General features: G+C 44.2%; 19 protein-coding genes. 18 read left to right on the forward strand and 1 reads right to left on the reverse strand.

Annotated features, from left to right (window positions below; all coding sequences use genetic code 11):
- Window positions 1-18 precede the first annotated feature (18 nt).
- From wcaK to ugd, 17 genes are all read left to right on the forward strand, one after another.
- Window positions 19-1,299: a colanic acid biosynthesis pyruvyl transferase WcaK gene (gene wcaK / locus MUU51_RS16925; RefSeq protein WP_159775556.1), complete on the forward strand. Its 1,281-nt coding sequence runs from the start codon at window positions 19-21 to the stop codon at window positions 1,297-1,299.
- Complete coding sequence (gene wcaL, locus MUU51_RS16930) at window positions 1,296-2,516, forward strand: colanic acid biosynthesis glycosyltransferase WcaL (protein ID WP_258968182.1); 1,221 nt, start codon at window positions 1,296-1,298, stop codon at window positions 2,514-2,516. Before wcaK ends, wcaL begins: the two co-directional genes overlap by 4 nt.
- Before the next feature lie 11 nt (window positions 2,517-2,527).
- Window positions 2,528-3,931, forward strand: a complete 1,404-nt coding sequence (gene wcaM / locus MUU51_RS16935; RefSeq protein WP_258968183.1) for a colanic acid biosynthesis protein WcaM — start codon at window positions 2,528-2,530, stop codon at window positions 3,929-3,931.
- A 146-nt stretch (window positions 3,932-4,077) separates the two neighbouring features.
- A complete protein-coding gene (galF, locus tag MUU51_RS16940) occupies window positions 4,078-4,971 on the forward strand; it encodes a UTP--glucose-1-phosphate uridylyltransferase GalF (protein WP_258968184.1) in 894 nt (297 codons plus the stop codon).
- A 314-nt stretch (window positions 4,972-5,285) separates the two neighbouring features.
- On the forward strand, window positions 5,286-6,536 hold the full coding sequence (locus MUU51_RS16945) for a flippase (protein ID WP_258968185.1): 1,251 nt from the start codon (window positions 5,286-5,288) through the stop codon (window positions 6,534-6,536).
- Entirely contained in the window at window positions 6,533-7,285 is a 753-nt protein-coding gene (locus tag MUU51_RS16950) for a glycosyltransferase family 2 protein (RefSeq protein WP_258968186.1), read from the forward strand. The genes MUU51_RS16945 and MUU51_RS16950 overlap by 4 nt, the downstream gene beginning before the upstream one ends.
- Window positions 7,286-8,290, forward strand: a complete 1,005-nt coding sequence (locus MUU51_RS16955; RefSeq protein ID WP_258968187.1) for a stealth family protein — start codon at window positions 7,286-7,288, stop codon at window positions 8,288-8,290.
- A gap of 4 nt (window positions 8,291-8,294) precedes the next feature.
- Window positions 8,295-9,380: an EpsG family protein gene (locus MUU51_RS16960; protein ID WP_258968188.1), complete on the forward strand. Its 1,086-nt coding sequence runs from the start codon at window positions 8,295-8,297 to the stop codon at window positions 9,378-9,380.
- A gap of 13 nt (window positions 9,381-9,393) precedes the next feature.
- The gene (locus MUU51_RS16965) at window positions 9,394-10,389 is read left to right on the forward strand and encodes a glycosyltransferase family 4 protein (protein WP_258968254.1); all 996 of its coding nucleotides are present in this window, start codon (window positions 9,394-9,396) and stop codon (window positions 10,387-10,389) included.
- A gap of 15 nt (window positions 10,390-10,404) precedes the next feature.
- Window positions 10,405-11,529 (forward strand): GDP-mannose 4,6-dehydratase, encoded by a 1,125-nt coding sequence (gene gmd, locus MUU51_RS16970; protein WP_258968189.1) that lies wholly within the window; start codon window positions 10,405-10,407, stop codon window positions 11,527-11,529.
- Window positions 11,530-11,532: 3 nt separating this feature from the next.
- Window positions 11,533-12,498, forward strand: a complete 966-nt coding sequence (gene fcl / locus MUU51_RS16975) for a GDP-L-fucose synthase (RefSeq protein WP_258968190.1) — start codon at window positions 11,533-11,535, stop codon at window positions 12,496-12,498.
- 8 nt (window positions 12,499-12,506) lie between these two features.
- On the forward strand, window positions 12,507-12,962 hold the full coding sequence (locus MUU51_RS16980) for a GDP-mannose mannosyl hydrolase (protein WP_258968191.1): 456 nt from the start codon (window positions 12,507-12,509) through the stop codon (window positions 12,960-12,962).
- Window positions 12,963-12,967: 5 nt separating this feature from the next.
- Window positions 12,968-14,374 carry a mannose-1-phosphate guanylyltransferase/mannose-6-phosphate isomerase gene (locus MUU51_RS16985; protein WP_258968192.1) on the forward strand — a complete coding sequence of 469 codons (1,407 nt, stop codon included), beginning with the start codon at window positions 12,968-12,970 and terminating at the stop codon, window positions 14,372-14,374.
- A complete protein-coding gene (locus MUU51_RS16990) occupies window positions 14,374-15,120 on the forward strand; it encodes a glycosyltransferase family 2 protein (protein ID WP_258968193.1) in 747 nt (248 codons plus the stop codon). The genes MUU51_RS16985 and MUU51_RS16990 overlap by 1 nt, the downstream gene beginning before the upstream one ends.
- A gap of 5 nt (window positions 15,121-15,125) precedes the next feature.
- Entirely contained in the window at window positions 15,126-16,544 is a 1,419-nt protein-coding gene (locus tag MUU51_RS16995; RefSeq protein ID WP_258968194.1) for a phosphomannomutase, read from the forward strand.
- Window positions 16,545-16,740: 196 nt separating this feature from the next.
- Complete coding sequence (gene gnd / locus MUU51_RS17000) at window positions 16,741-18,147, forward strand: NADP-dependent phosphogluconate dehydrogenase (protein ID WP_159775532.1); 1,407 nt, start codon at window positions 16,741-16,743, stop codon at window positions 18,145-18,147.
- A 230-nt stretch (window positions 18,148-18,377) separates the two neighbouring features.
- A complete protein-coding gene (gene ugd, locus MUU51_RS17005) occupies window positions 18,378-19,544 on the forward strand; it encodes a UDP-glucose 6-dehydrogenase (protein WP_258968195.1) in 1,167 nt (388 codons plus the stop codon).
- 75 nt (window positions 19,545-19,619) lie between these two features.
- Here the strand turns inward: ugd and MUU51_RS17010 are convergent, their stop codons facing one another.
- A complete protein-coding gene (locus MUU51_RS17010) occupies window positions 19,620-20,624 on the reverse strand; it encodes an NAD-dependent epimerase (protein WP_258968196.1) in 1,005 nt (334 codons plus the stop codon).
- Window positions 20,625-20,855: 231 nt separating this feature from the next.
- Between MUU51_RS17010 and wzzB the strand changes: the two genes are divergently transcribed.
- Window positions 20,856-21,860 (forward strand): LPS O-antigen chain length determinant protein WzzB, encoded by a 1,005-nt coding sequence (gene wzzB / locus MUU51_RS17015; RefSeq protein WP_258968197.1) that lies wholly within the window; start codon window positions 20,856-20,858, stop codon window positions 21,858-21,860.
- The last annotated feature ends 32 nt before the right edge of the window (window positions 21,861-21,892 follow it).

Consider the following 21,892-nt stretch of genomic DNA (forward strand, 5'->3'; position numbering starts at 1 on the left):
CCGATTAAGAGGTCACACATGAAATTATTGATCCTTGGCAACCACACCTGTGGCAACCGTGGCGACAGCGCCATTTTGCGCGGCCTGCTGGACGCCATTAACACCCTGAATCCAGACGCAGAAGTGGACGTCATGAGCCGCTACCCGGTGAGTTCTTCCTGGCTGCTCAACCGCCCGGTGATGGGCGACCCGCTGTATACGCAGATGAAACAGCACAACAGCGCGGCGGGCGTAATGGGACGTGTGAAAAAAGTCCTGCGTCGTCGCTATCAGCACCAGGTCCTGCTTTCCCGCGTGACCGACAGCGGCAAACTGCGCAATATCGCCATCGCTCAGGGCTTTACCGATTTTGTTCGTCTGCTCAGCAATTACGATGCGATTATTCAGGTTGGCGGCTCGTTCTTCGTGGACCTGTACGGCGCGCCGCAGTTCGAACACGCGCTCTGTACCTTTATGGCGAAAAAGCCGTTGTACATGATTGGTCACAGCGTCGGCCCGTTCCAGGACCCGCAGTTTAACCAGTTGGCGAACTACGTTTTCGGTCAGTGTGACGCGCTGATCCTGCGTGAATCCGTCAGCCTGAATCTGATGCAGCGCAGTGAAATTACCACCGCCAAAGTGGAGCAAGGCGTTGATACCGCCTGGCTGGTCGATCATCACGACGAGGATTACACCGCCAGCTATGCCGTGGAACACTGGCTGAACAAAATCGGTCAGCAAAAAACGGTGGCCGTCACCCTGCGTGAGCTGACGCCGTTTGATAAGCGCCTGGGCACAACTCAGCAGGCGTACGAAGAAGCCTTTGCCGGGGTGGTAAACCGCATTATTGACGCAGGTTATCAGGTGGTTGCACTCTCAACCTGTACCGGGATCGACAGCTACAACAAAGACGACCGCATGGTGGCGCTGAACCTGCACAAACACATCAGCGACCCGTCGCGCTATCACGTGGTGATGGATGAACTTAACGATCTGGAAATGGGCAAAATCCTCGGCGCCTGTGATTTGACCGTCGGCACGCGACTGCACTCGGCGATTATCTCGATGAACTTCGACACTCCGGCGATTGCCATCAACTACGAACACAAATCCGCCGGGATCATGCAGCAGCTCGGGATGCCGGAAATGGCCATCGATATTCGCCATCTGCTGGACGGTAGCCTCAGTGCGATGGTGGCGGACACCCTCGGTCAGCTTCCGGCGATCAATGAGCGCCTGCGTGTGGCGGTTAAAGCCGAACGCCAGAACGGCATCGCGATGGTGAAATCCGTCCTCGACCGTATCGGGGAGGGGAAATGAAGGTTGGTTTCTTCCTGTTAAAATTCCCCCTGTCATCAGAAACCTTCGTCCTAAATCAGATCGTCGCGTTTATCGAAATGGGCTATGAAGTGGAAATTGTCTCGCTGTTGAAGGGCGATATGACCAACACCCATGAGGCTTACACGCGTTACGGTCTGGCGCAGAAAACCCGCTGGTTGCAGGATGAGCCGGTGGGCAAACTGGCCAAACTGCGTTATCGCGCGCTCAACACCCTGAAAGGCTTGCATCGCAGGGCCACGTGGCAGGCGCTGAACGCCAGCCGCTACGGTGACGAGGCGCGTAACCTGATCCTTTCTTCCATCACGGCGCAAAATACCGCGCCGTTCAGTGCCGATGTGTTTATCGCCCACTTTGGCCCGGCGGGCGTAACCGCCGCCAAACTGCGTGAACTCGGTGTGCTGAACGGCAAAATTGCGACCGTGTTCCACGGCATCGACGTCTCGAGCCGGGATGTGCTCACCCATTACACCCCTGAATACCAGCAGCTGTTCCGTCGGGGGGATTTGATGTTGCCGATAAGCGACCTGTGGGCCGAACGCCTGCAAGGCATGGGCTGCCCGGCGGATAAAATTGTGGTGTCGAGAATGGGCGTCAACATGGAACGCTTTGCCCTGCGTCCGGTAAAAGCGCCGGATGAGACGCTGCAAATTATCTCGGTTGCGCGTCTGACCGAGAAGAAAGGGCTGCACGTGGCGATCGAAGCCTGCCGTCAGCTCAAGCAGCGCGGCGTGCGTTTCCACTATCGCATTCTTGGCATCGGCCCGTGGGAGCGTCGCCTGCGCACGCTCATCGAGCAGTATCAGCTCGATGACGTGATTGAGATGCCGGGCTTCAAGCCGAGCCATGAGGTGAAGGCGATGCTTGATGAGGCCGACGTGTTCCTGCTGCCGTCCGTCACCGGGGCCGATGGTGATATGGAAGGCATTCCGGTCGCGCTGATGGAAGCGATGGCGGTGGGCATTCCGGTGGTATCCACGGTTCACAGTGGGATTCCGGAACTCATTGATGCCGGAGAGTCCGGCTGGCTGGTGCCTGAGAACGACGCAGCATCCCTGGCCGACCGACTCAGCGCGTTCGGCGCTTTCGACCAACAGGCGTTGCAGCCGGTCGTCACCAAAGCGCGGACAAAAGTCGAAACTGAATTCAACCAGCAGGTGATTAATCAACAGTTAGCCAGCCTGCTGCAGACGCTGTAAAAAGAGGATGCATGACGGACAAAAAGTTTAGCCTGACACGACGCTCCTTCCTTGGGGCCAGCTCCGCACTGGCCGCACTGCCCCTCATCAATAGCCCCGCAGCCCTTGCGCTGGGGCGTAACGATGCCGCTGATATCCGCAATTACAATCCCGGCAATGACTGGGTCCGTGCCTTCAACGATGCCTTCAAAGACAGCGATGTAGTTGAAGTGCCGGAGGGCGTGATATGCGACAACATCAATACCGGGATCATCATCCCTGCGGGGAAAACGCTGCAGGTTGGCGGGTCGCTGAAGGGCAATGGCCGTGGGCGATTCGCATTACAGGACGGCTGTAAAATCATCGGTAAAAAGGGCAGCCTGAATAACATTTGCCTCGATGTACGCGGCTCTGACTGCGTGATTCAGGGCGTGACGTTGAGCGGCTACGGGCCGGTGGCGCAGATTTACATCGGCGGCAAAAACAAGCGCACCATGCGTAACCTGCTCATCGACAACATTGTGATAACCAAAGCTAACTACGGCATTCTGCGCCAGGGTTTCCATAACCAGTTTGACGGCGTGAAGATAACCAATAGCCACTTCACCTACCTGCAGGGTGACGCCATCGAGTGGAACGTGGCGATCAACGATAAAAACATCCTGATTTCTGACCATGTTATCGACAACATTAACTGCACCAACGGCAAACCCTTCTGGGGCATTGGCATTGGTCTGGCGGGAAGCACGTACGACAACGACTATCCGGAAGATCAGGCGGTTAAGAATTTTGTCGTCGCCAACATCACCGGCAGCAACTGTCGACAGCTAGTTCACGTCGAGAACGGCAAACACTTCATTATTCGGAATGTGAAAGCCAAAAATATTACCCCGGAGTTCAGTAAGAAGGCGGGAATTGATAATGCCACGGTGGCAATTTACGGCTGTGATAATTTCATAATTGATAATGTCACGATGGAAAATAGCGCAGGCATGCTGATCGGCTACGGCGTCATCAAAGGCAGCTACAAGTCGATCCCGCAGAACTTCAAGCTCAATGATATTCATATGGACAATACCGCGCTGGCCTACAAGCTGCGCGGGATCCAGATTTCATCCGGCAATGCGCAGTCGTTCGTGGCGATAACCAACCTCGAGCTTAAACGCGCCTCGCTGGAGCTGCATAACAAACCCCAGCACCTGTTTATGCGCAATATCAGCGTGATGCAGGATGCCGAGCGTGGCCCGGCGCTGTCGATGAATTTTGACCTGCGCAAAGACGTTCGCGGCAAATTTATGGCCCGGCAGGACACGTTGCTGTCCCTGGCAAACATAAAGGCGGTGAATGAAAAAGGGCAGGGCTCGGTGGACATCGACCGGGTAGATCAGCACACCGTGAACGCAACCGGGATAAATTTTAGGCTACCGGGGAAATAAAATACGACGATTCCTGGGATATTGCCGCAACTATCGGATTAACCCCGAGGTTTTATCAAATATAGCCGGGTATCATCAAAAAAACATGCTGGATAAAACGTTCTGACTGGCTATAATTCTCCAACCATTCATAGGTGGACATGATAATGATTAATTTGAAAGCAGTTATTCCGGTAGCGGGCCTCGGGATGCACATGCTTCCTGCCACGAAAGCCATTCCGAAAGAAATGCTACCAATCGTCGATAAGCCAATGATTCAGTACATTGTCGACGAGATTGTTGCTGCAGGGATCAAAGAAATCGTTCTGGTCACTCACGCGTCTAAAAATGCGGTAGAAAACCACTTCGACACCTCGTACGAACTTGAGTCACTACTGGAACAGCGCGTTAAGCGTCAGCTGCTGGCCGAAGTACAGGCCATTTGCCCGCCGGGCGTGACCATCATGAATGTGCGTCAGGCACAGCCGCTGGGTCTGGGCCACTCTATTCTTTGTGCTCGCCCGATTGTCGGTGACAACCCGTTTGTGGTGGTACTGCCGGATATCGTGCTGGACAATGCGACTGCCGACCCGATGCGATACAACCTCGCCTCCATGGTGGCGCGTTTCAATGAAACCGGCCGTAGCCAGGTGCTGGCGAAACACATGGAAGGCGATCTGAGCGAATACTCACTGATTAAGACCAAAGAGCCGCTTGAAGTGGCAGGTAAAATTAGCCGTATCGTTGATTTCATTGAAAAACCAGAACAGAAGCAGGTCATGGATTCCGACTTAATGGCCGTTGGCCGTTATGTGCTCTCCGCAGATGTTTGGGCCGAACTGGAAAAAACCGAACCAGGTGCATGGGGCCGCGTGCAGTTGACCGACGCTATTGCCGAACTGGCGAAAAAACAGTCTGTTGATGCGGTGCTGATGACCGGCGACAGCTTCGACTGCGGCAAGAAAATGGGCTACATGCAGGCTTTCGTTAAGTATGGGCTGCGCAACCTGAATGAAGGTGCGAAGTTCAGAGAGAGCATTAAGAAGTTGCTGGTGGACTGATTTGTAAAGCAGTCTGAGCCAGGCTAAACGGCAGGGGAGGTTATGATGCGCAATTGCGCAATCGTGACGTCACTGCCGTTTTTTGCGTTTAAAATCAATGACTAAAAATGGTAGTTAAACGTTTATTTTTGTGACGTTTTGTGGGATTTGCGCTTGTTTTGAGGCGTATTTAAGACCACAATATTAGATTCGATTGATGGGGCTTATGGTTGAAATTTAGCCATAGAGCCAAATTACATACTGACTTTTCGTGCAGTGCACTGGTAGCTGTTGAGCCAGGGGCGGTAGCGTGTTTGAATATAGCAGGAATGCTGATGAATAAAAAAATACTAGTGAATATCGCTTCTCTAATGGGTGTTCAAGGTATTGGATACATAATACCATTACTTACGCTTCCATATCTGGTTCGGGTTTTGGATCCACATGGATATGGTATTTATGGATATACCCTTGCTATAGTCCAATATTTTACACTGCTTGTAGATTTTGGTTTTAATTTATCAATCACGAAAAAAATATCTAGAAACAAGGATGATAAAAACAAAATTAGCACCATATTCTGGAATGTAATAGCATGTAAATTGTTACTGGCATTAATAGGATTTATTCTTATTTTTATTTGGGCGATAATAGACCCTCTTTTTAGTGGTAACGAAAATATATTAATTTCAGCCTATGCAATTGTTCTCGGGAATATGATTTTCCCTGTGTGGTTATTCCAGGGGAAAGAGGAGATGGCTAATATTGCATTTTCAAATATCTTATCTAAATTACTCGTGGTACCTGCGATTTTTATATTTGTAACAAGTGATGCAGATATCTGGTTAGCCTGCTTGTTGAATGGATTGACTTTTATTATCGCAGGAAGTATTGGGGTTTTCCTTGTATATAAAAAATCTTGGATATGCTGGATTATGCCAACACGGAGAGGAATGATAGATGAATATAAAAATGCATGGCATGTGTTTTTATCTACAGCGGCGATAAATGCATATACTTCGAGCATAACTGTTATATTAGGGATAGTGACTACGCCAACCGTTGTTGGATACTTTGTGGCAGCTGACAAAATTAGACTTGCAGTACAAGGCCTAATTGGTCCTATTTCTCAAGCATTATACCCACGTATAAATGCATTAATGATTAAGGATAAAAAACAAGCATTTAATACAATTAGTGTATTATTAAAAGTTCAAGGAGGAGGTGCTTTTATACTTAGCTTACTTCTCTGTTTTTTGAGCTCACAGATAATATATTTTATGTATGGTGCTGCGTATACTGACTCAATTCCAGTCATGAGAGTATTATCATGGTTGCCCTTCATTGTTGCTATAAGCAATGTGTTTGGGTACCAAACGTTATTGGCATTAGGACTAGAAAAATTCTTTAGTTACATTGTGTTGATTGGGGCAGTCATAGCCTTAGTCATAATCTATCCACTAGTAGTATATTTTCAACAATTAGGTGCGGCAGTGACGATATTAATTACCGAGCTGATTGTAAATCAACTTATGCTATTTATTATCCTTAAAAAGAAAATTCCAATATTTAAAAGAACACTATGATGATTAAAATAAGTATTGTTACTGTTGTTTACAACGCCGTGGAACAAATATCTAGTACAATAGATAGTGTGCTTGAACAAAGTTATAGTAATATAGAATACATAGTGATTGACGGCCTATCGAAAGATGGCACAAAAGATGAAATTAGCCGGTACCTTGATAATATAAATGTGTATATTAGTGAAAAGGATGATGGTATTTATGATGCAATGAATAAATCACTCGATTATGTCTCTGGGGACTGGGTGCTATATTTGAATGCTGGAGATACATTACTGGATTGCTTTGTCATCGAAAAATTTGTTGCGGAAATTCAGAAAATGGAATTGCCTATCGCCGAAATGATTGGTGGTAATGTCATGTTTGATGTTCATGCAAACAAACAACTCAGCAAAGTTAAAGATCTTTCAAAAAGATGGGTATGCATGCCAGCTTGCCATCAGTCACTATTTTATCGAGTTGATGTGATTAGAGCTAATCGATTTAATTTAGAATTTAAAATATGTTCGGACCATGAACAGTTTATTAGACTAGTTGAAAGTGGTGCACGGTTTAAACCGATTGATTTAACAGTATCAACATTCCAATTTAATGGTGTCTCGGCAAAAAACCGAATTGGATTATATACTGAAAAACTAAAAATAGCGAAAAAATACAATGCATCATTTCTCAACATATTAAAATTACAGACGATTATCCTACGACTTAAAATATCTGGATTTATTAAAGGGTTCAGGGAGATTAACTAAATGTCTGAAGATAATAGGATTGATATTGTTATTCCTTGGGTTGATGGTAATGATGCCTTATGGATGGCAGATTTTAATGTTCATAAACCGAAGGTTAACAATGAGAACTCTCACGAAGTTAGATTTAGAGATTGGGATTTAATGCGTTTTTGGTTTCGTGGTATAGAAGAAAATATGCCATGGGTTAGGAAAATACATTTTATCACTTATGGGCATATTCCAGCGTGGTTGAATACAAAACACGAAAAAATTAACATCGTAAAACATGAAGATTATATTCCGCAAGAATATTTACCAACGTTTAGCTCACATGTCATAGAGATTTTTATACATAAGATTGAAGATCTTGCGGAAAAGTTTATATATTTTAACGATGATTTATTTGCTGTGGGTAAAATTGATGAACGCTTATTCTTCGAAAATAACTTTCCCAAAGATACTTTTGCATTCAATGTATTAGGATATGATAATATAGCACACATTATTATGAACGATGTAAAAGCAATCAATTATAAATTTTCCAAAAAAGAAGTTGTTTTGAATAATTTATGGAAAATATTCAATTGGCGTTATCTCGATAAGGCAGCAAGAAGTCTGCTGCTTTCTCCGTGGCCTCACATTACAGGTTTTTATAATCACCATCTTCCTCAGGCATATCTAAAAGATACTTTTAAGAAAGTATGGAATGAGAATGAAGAAATTTTAATTGCCACGGCCAATAATAAATTCAGAAGCAATGACGATGTAAATCAATATCTTTTTAGATATTGGCAGTTATGCTCAGGGACATTCAGACCATTTTCACTATATAAAAAATCTTCAGTCGTAAGTATAAATGATCAAAACTTTGACTCTGTTAATAAGACTATAAAAGATGGTACTAAAAAAATTATTTGTATAAATGATGGGGAAGTAACAGAATTTGAAAAAAAGAAAAAGATGCTTCATCAAGCCTTTAACACTATTTTGCCAAAACAAAGTTCCTTTGAAATAGTTCAGGGCTGAATAAATGTTATATATTTTTTTATTACTAGCAAGTCTTGCATTCTGTAGTGTGCAGTATGTAAAGTCAGCCAAACCATTAGGCATATATTTTCTTTATTCGACATTGTTTATGCTGTTCCTTTTTTCAGCGCTGAGATATGGTGTTGGAACTGATTATAAAAACTATGTCAAAATTTATCACGAAATAAATTCATCAATTGGCACAGATGCAAATATAGAGTTCGCATTCTATAATATAGTCAAGTTTTGTGATTATATTGGGGCAGATGTTGAACTAATGTTTGCTATTATGTCAGCAATTATCATTATTGTGTTCTTCTCAGCTAGAGAAATGCGAACAATATGGGGGGTTTTTGCTTTCATATGCATTCTTTATCTGCCTTCATTCTCACTAATTAGACAATCTGCGGCGATTGGTTTTGTTTGCGTAGCTAGTTTCGCAATCATCAATAACAGAGTAAAATATGCCTTCGCTTTAACGGTGATCGGTTGTTTATTTCACATGTCAGCAATTCTCTTTATACTTGTGATATTATGCAGAAGAATAAAAATTGGGATTGGATTGGGTTTTGTAACGATTCTGACGATCTATGTGCTTTTATCGAAATTTAACCTTGCTCAGCTTGTACTTGATAATGAATTTTTTCGCGAAAGCCGTTATGGTGTATATAGTGATTCTGGTATGTTTGCAAAGCAAACTGAGATGGGAACTGGATTAGGTGTTTTGCTAAAGCTATTACCATCATTTATTTTTTTACTACTTTCCCGCGGTTATAAGCGTTCGGACGATAAAAATATTGATGCGCTAAACATACTTAATTGCTTAAACTATATTTATATAATAGCAATATTGTTTTCTATCCAAATACATATTTTCAATAGAGTTGTCGATCTATTTATGTTTGTTCCCGCAGTGACTTTTGTATCATTGAATAGATTAGGATTGACTCGGGATAATGAAAAAATATGGAGATTGATATTTTCAATATTAATATTCCTGAATTTTGTTCTGATGATTTATAGTAATCCTTCAACAGCTTTTGGCGGGCTGGGAATAAACCCATATCAAAGTATATTATCCGCGCATTAAGGTGAATATGAACATGGTTATTTATGATGGAATTATATCATCATTGCAATCTTATGGTGGTATAACCGTTTATTTTAATGAGATTTTATCTCGGATGCCAGAGAAACAATATACAACGATTGAGTATGCATCAGCAGCAAATAGGTTATCAGTTGATAGTATAATAAGAAATGAAAGAGTATTGGAGCGTTACAGAAATTGCCAATTAAATAATGTCTGTGGAGATGTATTTCATTCAACTTATTATAGACTGCCGGATATCAAAAAAAAGACGGTCACCACTGTACATGATTTCACTTATGAAAAATATGTTTCGGGATTAAAAAAATACATCCATACTGAGCAAAAGTATAACGCAATAAAGAAAAGTGATAAGATAATATGTGTTTCTTACAACACAGCACTCGACCTTATGAGGTATTGTCCTGTAGCTGAAAATAAAATACACGTTATTCAAAATGGCGTTTCAGATAATTATCATGTTATAGGTAATAATTTACAGACTAGCAACGAGGTCGTCTTTATAGGATCGCGAACAGGTTATAAAAATTTTGATAAAGCAGTTTGCGCCGTTGCGTTATCGCCTAATCTTGAGTTAGTTGTTGTCGGTGGTGGCCCATTAAATAAATATGAACTGGCCATGCTGGATAGTCGATTGAAAGGAAGATATTCCGTTTCCGGTAAGTTATCAGACGAAGACCTCAACATTTTGTATAATACAGCTTACTGTCTTCTCTACCCTTCTGATTACGAAGGTTTTGGAATTCCGGTCTTAGAAGCTATGAAGGCAGGATGTCCAGTTGTTGCTGTTAATCGCTCCTCGATCCCTGAAGTTGCTGGGAATGCTGCAATACTGGTTGATAATTCCAATCCGGATACTCTTCATGATGCACTCGTAAATATTGAATTTAGCCGAAACAAATTGATTGTGGATGGATTAGTTCAGGCATCTAAATTTTCATGGGAGAATTGTTTTAATAAAACATTATCCCTTTATAATACTATTTAATTACTAGGTAAGTTCATGTCTAAAAAAATTGCATTAATCACTGGTGTTACTGGGCAAGATGGTTCATATTTAGCAGAGTTTCTGTTAGAGAAAGACTATGAAGTTCATGGCATCAAGCGACGAGCTTCATCCTTTAATACTGAACGCGTAGATCATATTTATCAAGACAGGCACCATGAGAATCCTAATTTTTATTTGCATTACGGTGATTTGACAGATACATCTAACCTTGTACGAATTATTCAAGAAATTCAGCCAGATGAAGTCTACAATCTTGGCGCTCAATCCCATGTCGCTGTCTCATTTGAATCTCCAGAGTATACTGCTGACGTAGATGCAATGGGTACATTACGTCTACTTGAAGCCATCCGAATCTGCGGTCTGGAAAAGAAAACTCGTTTTTATCAGGCTTCGACTTCTGAACTTTATGGTCTGGTTCAAGAAATACCTCAGCGCGAGACTACCCCCTTCTATCCACGCTCTCCTTACGCTGTAGCAAAAATGTATGCATACTGGATTACGGTGAATTATCGTGAATCCTATGGTATGTATGCCTGTAATGGAATCCTTTTCAATCATGAATCACCACGCCGTGGCGAGACTTTCGTAACTCGTAAAATTACCCGCGCCATTGCCAATATATCTCAGGGTATTGAAGAATGCCTTTATCTTGGCAACATGGACTCATTGCGTGACTGGGGTCATGCGAAAGACTATGTGCGCATGCAATGGATGATGTTACAGCAGGAACATCCAGAAGACTTTGTCATTGCAACTGGGAAGCAAATATCTGTACGCGAATTCGTCCGCATGTCAGCTAAAGAAGTTGGCTTAGAGGTCGATTTTACCGGAGAGGGGGTTAATGAAATTGCTACTGTTACACGCAAAAATTCAGAATGTGCAATCGGCGTAAATGTTGGTGATGTTATCGTACGTGTAGACCCTCGTTATTTCCGACCGGCGGAAGTAGAAACTTTACTTGGCGACCCAACAAAAGCCAAAAAAGTTCTTGGGTGGACACCAGAAATTACAGTTGAAGAAATGTGTGCTGAAATGGTTGCAAATGATCTGGCGAAAGCTAAACAGCATGCTTTACTAAAAAGTTACGGTTATGATGTCTCGGTTTCTCTGGAGCGCTAGTTGATGAGTAAATCGCGTATTTATGTTGCAGGTCATCGTGGGATGGTAGGTTCTGCTATTTGTCGTGTATTGAAAGCACACAAAGATACCGAGCTCATTATAAAAGCTCATTCTGAACTTGACCTCACCTCCCAAAAAGAAGTTAATGATTTTTTTGAAAGTGAACAAATTGATCAAGTGTATTTAGCCGCCGCGAAAGTTGGTGGCATTCATGCTAATAATACGTATCCTGCAGAATTCATTTATCAAAATTTGATGATTGAAAGCAATATTATTCATGCGGCCCACATTACTAATGTTCAGAAATTGCTTTTTTTAGGTTCAAGTTGTATTTATCCAAAGCTTGCTGAGCAACCTATACATGAGGCATCCCTACTTACAGGAATACTCGAAGCAACAAATGAGCCTTATGCAATTGCGAAAATAGCAGGTATAAAACTTTGTGAGTCATACAATCGTCAGTACGGACGTGATTATCGAAGTGTCATGCCAACTAATCTTTATGGCATTAATGATAATTTCCATCCAGAGAACTCTCATGTAATACCAGCATTAATGCGACGTTTCCATGAGGCAAAAATGACTCAAGCCGCAGACGTTATTGTATGGGGTTCAGGGAAGCCTATGCGAGAGTTCTTGTATGTGGATGATATGGCTGCTGCATCTGTGCATGTGATGAATCTAGATGAAACAATCTATGAGGCCAATACGCAACCGATGCTTTCCCATATTAATGTTGGGACAGGGGTAGATTGCACTATCCGTGAGATGGCTGAGACGATGGCAGAAGTAGTTGGCTATAAAGGAAATATCATTTTCGACTCTTCCAAACCTGATGGTACGCCTCGTAAGTTAATGGATGTTTCACGTCTTAATAAATTGGGATGGCGCTATCATTATGATTTAAAGGAAGGACTCACACTAACGTATAAATGGTTCCTTGAAAATCTTAGTTCATTCCGAGGATAAATTCTAAAATGAGATTAGAGGAACATGTATTTAAGTGTATTGTTGCAAACACCCCTCTAATTTCGATCGATCTCATCATACGAAATACTGAAGGCAAGGTGCTGCTAGGTCAGCGCCAAAACAGGCCAGCTAAAGATTTTTGGTTTGTGCCTGGTGGCCGAATTTTCAAGGATGAATCTTTCGAGATTGCCTTCCAGCGAATAACAAAAGAAGAATTAGGACTGAAGCTCAATCTAACATATACTACTTTTCTAGGAATATATGAGCATTTTTATGATGATAATTTTTCAGAGGCGAATTTTAGTACTCATTATGTTGTTCTTGGGTATGAACTATTTGTTGATGATTTAAGAGCGGAGTTGCCGCACACTCAACATAGTTCTTACAAATGGTTTGATGAAGATACTATATCTGACGATCCTACTGTGCATCAATATACAAAAAATTATTTCTTATCAAGGTAATTAATATGCTACTTCCTATTATTATGGCTGGAGGTTCCGGCACTCGACTATGGCCCCTTTCTCGTACGTTATATCCTAAACAGTTTCTGTCACTTAATAGTCGATTGACTATGCTCCAGGAAACAGTACATCGCCTTGATAAGATTGAACATACCCCAGCTTTTATCATTTGTAATGAAGCTCATCGATTTATTGTGGCTGAGCAGTTACGAAAAGAAGAATTACAGCACAGTGGGATTTTGCTGGAACCTGTTGGTCGTAACACAGCCCCTGCTGTAGCATTAGCTGCTTTGAATGCGCGAGCTAATGGTGATGATCCAATTATGCTGATTTTGGCTGCTGATCACGAAATTCAAGATCTAGAAAGTTTTACACTTGCGGTACTTAATGCAAAGGTTCACGCTGAAAGCGGTAAACTGGTAACATTCGGTATTATACCCACACTGCCAGAAACCGGATATGGCTATATCAAAACGGGTGCAGCTTTAAATAGTAGCGGTTATGAGGTTTCTGCATTTGTTGAAAAACCAGAGCTTGAGCTTGCAAAGAAATATCTTACCGAAGGAGGATATTTATGGAATAGCGGCATGTTCATGTTCAAAGCATCAACTTTTCTCCAGGAGCTTGGTAAATTTCGGCCGGAAATTCTTTCAGCTTGCAAAAATGCTATGGCAGCGACGAGCCAGGATCTGGATTTCATCAGAATTGACAGTGATGCCTTTTGTCTTTGTCCTGAGGATTCGATTGATTATGCGGTCATGGAAAAAACAGACAAAGCTGTCGTTATGCCTTTGGATGCCAAATGGAGTGACGTTGGGTCATGGTCGGCGCTTTGGGATATAAGCACAAAAGATGAAAGTGGCAACGCTGTTAGAGGTGACGTTTTAATTGAAGATACATCCGATAGCTATTTGTATTCCCAACATAGATTAATTGGAGCTGTGGGTATTAAGGATCTAGTTGTTGTAGAAACTAAAGATGCGGTGCTCGTTGCTCATAAAGATAAAGTCCAACAAGTTAAAAGCATTGTTTCAAGACTTAAGGAAACAAATCGTGTTGAGTATTTACAACACCGTGAGATTTTTCGACCATGGGGCAGTCATGATACAGTTGCAGAAGGGCCTCGATATCAGGTCAAACATGTTATCGTATTACCGGGTCAAATTATAACAAAACAGATTCATTATCATCGTACCGAGCATTGGATTGTAGTATCAGGCACAGCAAAAGTTCATTTAGACGAAAGTACTTATTTAGTATCAGAGAATGAATCTACCTTTATACCTGTTGGTGTACCACATGCAATCGAAAATCCGGGGAAGATCCCACTTGTAATTATTGAGGTAAGGTCAGGTGTATATCTCGAAGAAGATGATGTCATACGGGTTTCCTCTTCAGGAGTTGGTTATTGATGAAAATATCCATCATCACAGCAACTTATAACAGTGAAGCAACTTTACGTGACACACTTCGTTCTCTTGAAACGCAAACATACTCTGATATTGAATATATTATTATCGATGGAGCCTCAAAAGACAAGACTCTTACTTTGGTAGATGCTAATTGCACGAGGGTATCTAAAGTAATAAGCGAATCGGATAAAGGGATTTATGATGCACTTAATAAAGGTATCAGTTTAGCGACGGGTGATGTGATTGGCTTCTTGCATTCAGATGATTTATTAGCCTCCGATATGGTAATCTCGGATATTGCAAATACATTTTCAACGACTGATTGTGATGCAGTTTATGGCGACTTAGAATATGTTATGAAGGATGATACGAACAAACGTGTTCGTTTATGGGAAAGTGGTGTATTCGATCGTAAAAAAATGCATTTCGGATGGATGCCTCCTCATCCATCCTTTTATATGAAGCGTTCATGCTATGAAAAATTTGGTAATTTCTCTCTTGAGTACCGAATTTCTGCAGACTACGATTCAATCGTTAGATTCATCCTCAAACACCAAATCTCTGTTGCTTATATACCCAAGGTACTCGTTAAGATGAGAGTAGGGGGTATCAGTAATCGTTCATTATCATGCATGTTATGTAAATCAATTGAAGATGTTCGTGTTATGAAAAAATATGGAATTATATGGCCCTTAGCTTTGGTCTATAAAAACTTTTCAAAACTTCCACAGTTCATTAAAAAGTAACTATTATGTTAAAAGCAAATGAAATTATTTACAAAAGCGGCATTGCCTTTGGGACTAGTGGTGCTAGAGGCTTGGTAAGAGATTTTACTCATGAAGTATGTGCTGCTTTTACACATGCATTTCTTGACGTTGTCAGCAAAACCTTTAAATTTACTTCTATAGCAATAGCAATAGATAATAGGCCTAGTAGCTATGAGATTGCACAAGTGTGTGCAGCAGCTATTACACAGCATGGATTTAAAGTCGAATATCACTCTGTGATACCAACACCAGCTTTAGCTTATTATTCTATCAGCAATAATATACCTTGCATTATGGTAACTGGAAGTCATATTCCGTTTGATCGAAACGGGTTGAAATTCTATCGTCCCGATGGCGAGATTTCTAAAATAGATGAGCAGGCTATTGTAAATAGTACTTATGAATTTTTACCAGTAAAAGAATTATCTTCACTACAGGTAAAAAAAGAAGGAGCTGATGCCTATATTGAGCGATATTCATCTCTTTACGGTCCTGAAAAACTGACTGGTAAGCGAATTGGAATTTATGAACACTCCAGTGCAGGGCGTGATTTGTATGCAACACTCTTTGAGAAATTGGGCGCTGAGGTTATTTCACTAGGACGTAGTGATGAATTTGTTCCAATTGACACCGAAGCTGTTGGCGAAGATGATCGATTACTCGCGAAGAAATGGGCTACAGAATTTAAACTAGATGCCATCTTCTCAACCGATGGTGATGGCGACAGGCCATTAGTTTCTGACGAAAAAGGAAACTGGTTGCGAGGAGATATTTTGGGGTTACTTGCAGCACAGCAACTTTCAATACATGCTCTTGCTGTGCCTGTGAGTTGTAATACTGCAATTGAGGTCTCAAATCAATTTCACTCAATAGTTAGAACTAAAATTGGCTCTCCTTATGTCATTGCTGCATTTGACCAATTGATTGAAGAACACTCATCAGTTGCTGGGTTTGAAGCCAATGGAGGTTTTCTCTTGGCTACAGATGTAAAAATTAATAGCAATCTTTTATCGGCATTACCTACAAGAGACGCTGTTTTGCCTGCATTGATGCTTTTAGTCGCATCCACTGAAAATAGAGTTTCGACCCTAGTGAATGCTCTGCCACAACGATTTACATGGTCGGATCGCTTATCAAATTATCCATCACAGAAAAGTCAGAAAATTATAGCAGATGCAGTTGAGTCCCCTGAATCGTTTCTGGCGCAATTACAATTGCAAGGTCTAAGCTGTATCAATGTTGATCTCACCGATGGAGCTCGATTTATACTCAGTAGTGGTGATATTTTCCATCTACGCCCTTCAGGAAATGCACCTGAACTTCGCTGTTATACGGAATCAAATGATGAAAGAAAGGCTAAAGAGCTTGTAGAGTTAGTCCTCGGGAAAATCAATGGATTGTGATATCAATTATAGCCATCACGTTGTTCATTTAATGTGCTTGAACAGATATGCAAATTTTTCTGATCCTCAGGCAACATTATTAATTAAAATAAAGGCATCTTCCACTACACACTCTCATATATCCTGAGTTAACATCTTCTCCACATTTCAAGCCACGCACACCCCGCGTGGTGACCACACCTGACAGGAGTATGTAATGTCCAAGCAACAGATCGGCGTCGTCGGTATGGCAGTGATGGGGCGCAACCTGGCGCTCAACATCGAAAGCCGTGGTTATACCGTCTCCATCTTCAACCGCTCCCGTGAAAAAACTGAAGAAGTGATTGCCGAGAATCCAGGCAAGAAACTGGCTCCTTTCTACACGGTGCAGGAATTCGTCGAGTCTCTGGAAACACCACGCCGTATCCTGTTAATGGTGAAGGCGGGCGAGGGCACGGACAAAGCCATCGAATCTTTGAAGCCTTACCTGGATAAAGGCGACATCATCATTGAAGGCGGTAACTCCTACTTCCCGGACACCGTGCGTCGTAATCGCGAGCTGTCTGCAGAAGGCTTCAACTTCATCGGCACCGGCGTTTCCGGCGGTGAAGAAGGCGCGCTGAAAGGCCCATCAATCATGCCTGGCGGTCAGAAAGAAGCGTATGAGCTGGTTGCCCCAATCCTGACCAAAATCGCGGCCGTGGCCGAAGATGGCGAACCGTGCGTGACCTACATCGGTCCAGACGGTGCGGGTCATTATGTGAAGATGGTCCACAACGGCATCGAGTACGGCGACATGCAGCTTATCGCGGAAGCTTACTCTCTGCTGAAAGGCGGTCTGAAGCTCTCTAACGAAGAGCTGGCGCAGGTCTTCACCGAATGGAATGACGGCGAGCTGAACAGCTACCTGATCGACATCACCAAAGACATCTTCACTAAAAAAGATGAAGAAGGCACTTACCTGGTCGATGTCATTCTGGATGAAGCGGCGAACAAAGGTACCGGTAAGTGGACCAGCCAGAGCTCACTGGATCTCGGCGAGCCGCTGTCACTGATCACTGAATCTGTCTTCGCGCGTTATATCTCTTCTCTGAAAGATCAGCGTGTTGCAGCCTCTAAAGTGCTGAGTGGCCCACAGGCTAAACCTGCAGCCGATAAAGCTGAGTTCGTTGAGAAAGTGCGTCGCGCACTGTACCTGGGTAAAATTGTTTCTTACGCGCAGGGCTTCTCTCAGCTGCGTGCTGCATCCAACGAGTACAACTGGGATCTGAACTACGGCGAAATCGCGAAGATTTTCCGCGCGGGCTGTATTATTCGTGCCCAGTTCCTGCAGAAAATCACCGATGCGTATGCTGAGAATGCAGACATCGCGAACCTGCTGTTGGCGCCGTACTTCAAGAAGATTGCTGACGACTACCAGCAGGCGCTGCGTGATGTTGTTGCCTATGCAGTACAGAACGGTATTCCTGTCCCAACCTTCTCTGCTGCCATTGCCTACTACGACAGCTACCGTGCTGAAGTTCTGCCGGCAAACCTGATTCAGGCTCAACGTGACTACTTCGGCGCGCACACCTACAAGCGCACTGATAAAGAAGGCGTATTCCACACCGAGTGGATGGAATAATCTGAATTAAGCAGCAAATGACATCAAACCCGGAGCCTTGTCTCCGGGTTTTTTTTAACCAAAAATCGCGTGTTTATTCGAAGTAGTCTGAATGTCGCTTCAACATCATGGCAATTCGCAGGCTTCGCCTTGACAGTGCCTCTGCGCTAGAGGTAAAACCCCCAACAGCTATTGTTTATCGTGATGGCCAGGTGCCATCTTCACCGTTAACTGAATAAAGTTGCGTTCTAATGAAAATTACAATTTCCGGTACAGGTTATGTTGGCCTCTCAAACGGCATTCTGATTGCACAGAACCACGAAGTGGTGGCGCTGGATATCGTGCAGGCCAAAGTGGACATGCTCAATCAGAAGAAATCGCCGATTGCAGATAAAGAGATTGAAGAATACCTGGCAACCAAAACGCTGAACTTCCGCGCTACGACTGACAAGCAGGATGCCTATCGCGATGCGGATTATGTGATAATCGCGACCCCAACCGATTACGACCCGAAGAACAACTACTTCAATACCTCCAGCGTTGAAGCAGTCATTCGTGATGTGGTCGAATTCAACCCAAACGCGGTGATGATCATCAAATCGACCATCCCGGTAGGCTTCACTCAGTCCATTAAAGATGAACTGGGTATCGATAATGTGATCTTCTCGCCAGAGTTCCTGCGTGAAGGTCGTGCGTTATACGACAACCTGCATCCATCACGTATCGTGATCGGTGAGCGCTCCGAGCGGGCAGAACGTTTTGCTGCACTGTTGCAGGAAGGCGCTATTAAAGAAAATATCCCGACGCTGTTCACCGATTCAACTGAAGCCGAAGCCATTAAGCTGTTCGCCAATACTTATCTGGCAATGCGTGTGGCCTACTTCAATGAGCTGGACAGCTATGCCGAAAGCTTAGGGCTCGACAGCCGTCAGATTATCGAAGGCGTATGCCTGGACCCGCGTATCGGCAACCATTACAACAACCCGTCATTTGGCTACGGCGGCTATTGTCTGCCTAAAGACACCAAACAGTTGCTGGCTAACTACCAGTCTGTGCCGAATAACCTGATTTCGGCTATCGTGGATGCCAACCGCACGCGTAAAGATTTTGTCGCGGACTCCATTTTGTCGCGTAAACCGAAAGTCGTTGGTGTGTATCGTCTGATTATGAAGAGTGGGTCGGATAACTTCCGCGCCTCTTCAATTCAGGGGATCATGAAGCGCATCAAAGCTAAAGGCGTGCAGGTTATCATCTATGAACCGGTGATGCAGGAAGACGAGTTCTTCCACTCGCGCGTGGTCCGTGACCTGGAAGCGTTCAAGCAGGAGGCTGATGTGATTATCTCCAACCGCATGGCGGAAGAACTCGCTGATGTGGCGGATAAAGTGTATACCCGCGATTTGTTCGGCAACGACTAAACCCGAGTTGCTCTGATATCAAAAAGGCCCTCAAATCTGAGGGCCTTTTAGTTGCTGGCGTACTGCAAAACGCGATTAAACGTTATAGAACCCGCGGTACCAGTCGACGAAGTTTTTCACCCCGTCTTTAACCGTGGTTTCTGGTTTGAAGCCAGTCACGTCTTGCAACGGTTGAGTATCCGCGCTGGTTTCCAGAACATCACCCGGCTGAACTGGCATCATATTCTTCTCAGCTTCAATACCGAGTGCTTCTTCAAGGGCCGTGATGTAATCCATCAATTCAACCGGTGAGCTGTTACCAATGTTATAGACGCGGTACGGCGCAGAGCTGCTGGCAGGCGATCCGGTTTCGACCGTCCAGTTGGCATCCGGCTGAGGGATGACATCCTGCAGACGAATAATCGCCTCAGCAATATCATCGATGTAGGTGAAGTCGCGTTTCATCTTGCCGTAGTTATAAACATCGATGCTTTTGCCTTCGAGCATGGCTTTGGTGAATTTAAACAGCGCCATGTCCGGGCGACCCCATGGGCCATAGACGGTGAAGAAACGCAGGCCAGTAGTTGGCAAACCGTACAGATGGGCATAGGTATGCGACATCAGCTCGTTGGCTTTTTTGGTCGCCGCATACAAGGAGACAGGATGGTCGACAGAATCATCGGTCGAGAACGGCATTTTGCGATTCAGACCGTAGACAGAGCTGGATGAGGCATACAGCAGGTGCTGCACCTTGTTATGGCGGCAGCCTTCAAGCACGTTCAAATGACCAATCAGGTTGGCATCCGCGTAGGCGTGTGGGTTTTCCAGCGAATAACGTACCCCGGCCTGCGCGGCGAGGTGAATCACGCGATCGAACTTCTCATCTGCAAACAGATTCGCCATCGCGATGCGGTCAGCCAGATCGATTTTATGGAAGCTAAAACCTGGCTTTTGCAACAGGTCGAGACGTGCCTGTTTCAGGTTAACGTCGTAGTAGTCGTTGAGATTATCAATCCCCACCACCTGATGGCCTGCCTGCAGCAGACGCTCGCTGACATGGAAGCCGATAAAACCGGCGGCGCCGGTAACCAGGTATTTCATCTTTTTTCCTCAAATTTTGACCAGAAATGCATCAGTCGGGTTCTGGCATAACTGAAAGCAAAATCATACCGTTAGCTGGCGCAAAAAGATAATCGTTATCTACAATTAGGGTAGCCTGTTTTTTTGGTCAGTTATCGCGACTTCGGGCACTATTCTTATAGTAATTCTTATACGCGTGGGTAGACTATTCGCCCTTGTGGGCTTTTCTTAAATTGTGCAGTTAAGGTTTGTATGACTCAGGACAATAATAACGGTTTTACCGGCCACCGCAGTGAGCCGGAGCAGATTGATCTGATCGATCTGTTGGTACAAATCTGGCGTGGAAAGGTCACCATCATCGTATGTGTGATTGTCGCCATTCTTCTGGCCGTGGGCTACATCATGATTGCTAAAGAGAAATGGACCTCTACAGCATTGATAACACAGCCTGATTCTGGCCAGATTTCCAGCTATTCCAACGCCATGAACATTTTGTATGGCAACAGCGCACCTTCAGTGAATGCAATTCAACAGGATTTCATCACCCGTTTTAACTCTTCATTTTCAGCCCTTTCTGAATCGCTGGACAACAAGGAAGAGCCGGAAAAGCTGAATATCGAAGCCGCGGTCAAAGGACAAAACCTGCCGCTGCGTGTTTCCTACACTGCGCATACGGCTGAAGAGGCGCGACAGACGCTGGCGAAATACATTCAGCAGGTTGATGACGATGTTGCCAGGGCTGTGGAAGGTGACCTCAAATCTAACATCGGTTCCCGTAAAAACGATCTTGAGCAGTCGCTGACCACTCAGGAAAAAGTGGCGGCCGAGCAGAAAGCGCTGCGTATCGCGCAAATCACCCAGGCACTGACCGTAGCAGTACAGTCAAAGATCAAGCTGCCACAGGTTCAGCAGGCCGAGCAGGTTTCTCAGGACACCATGTTTATGCTGGGTAGCGATGCACTCGGTGCAATGGTGAAAAACGAATCAACGCGTCCGCTGACTTTCCCGGACAGCTACTATCAGACGCGTCAGACGCTGCTGGATGTCGATAACCTGATGACCGGTGGTAAGGACGATGAGCCGAAGGTAACAAATATTCACGCTTATCGTTACGTGATGAAGCCAACGCTGCCGTTCCGTCGTGATAGCCCGAAACGGGCGATTATCCTGGTCCTTTCAGTGCTGTTGGGCGGAATGGTCGGTGCGGGTATCGTACTGGGTCGTAACGCGTTGCGTAATTTCCAGCCGAAAGCCTAAGTTAGCTTTGCAACAATAAAAAACCGGGCTCA

This window comes from Scandinavium manionii, assembly GCF_024764775.1.
GTDB lineage: Bacteria > Pseudomonadota > Gammaproteobacteria > Enterobacterales > Enterobacteriaceae > Scandinavium > Scandinavium manionii.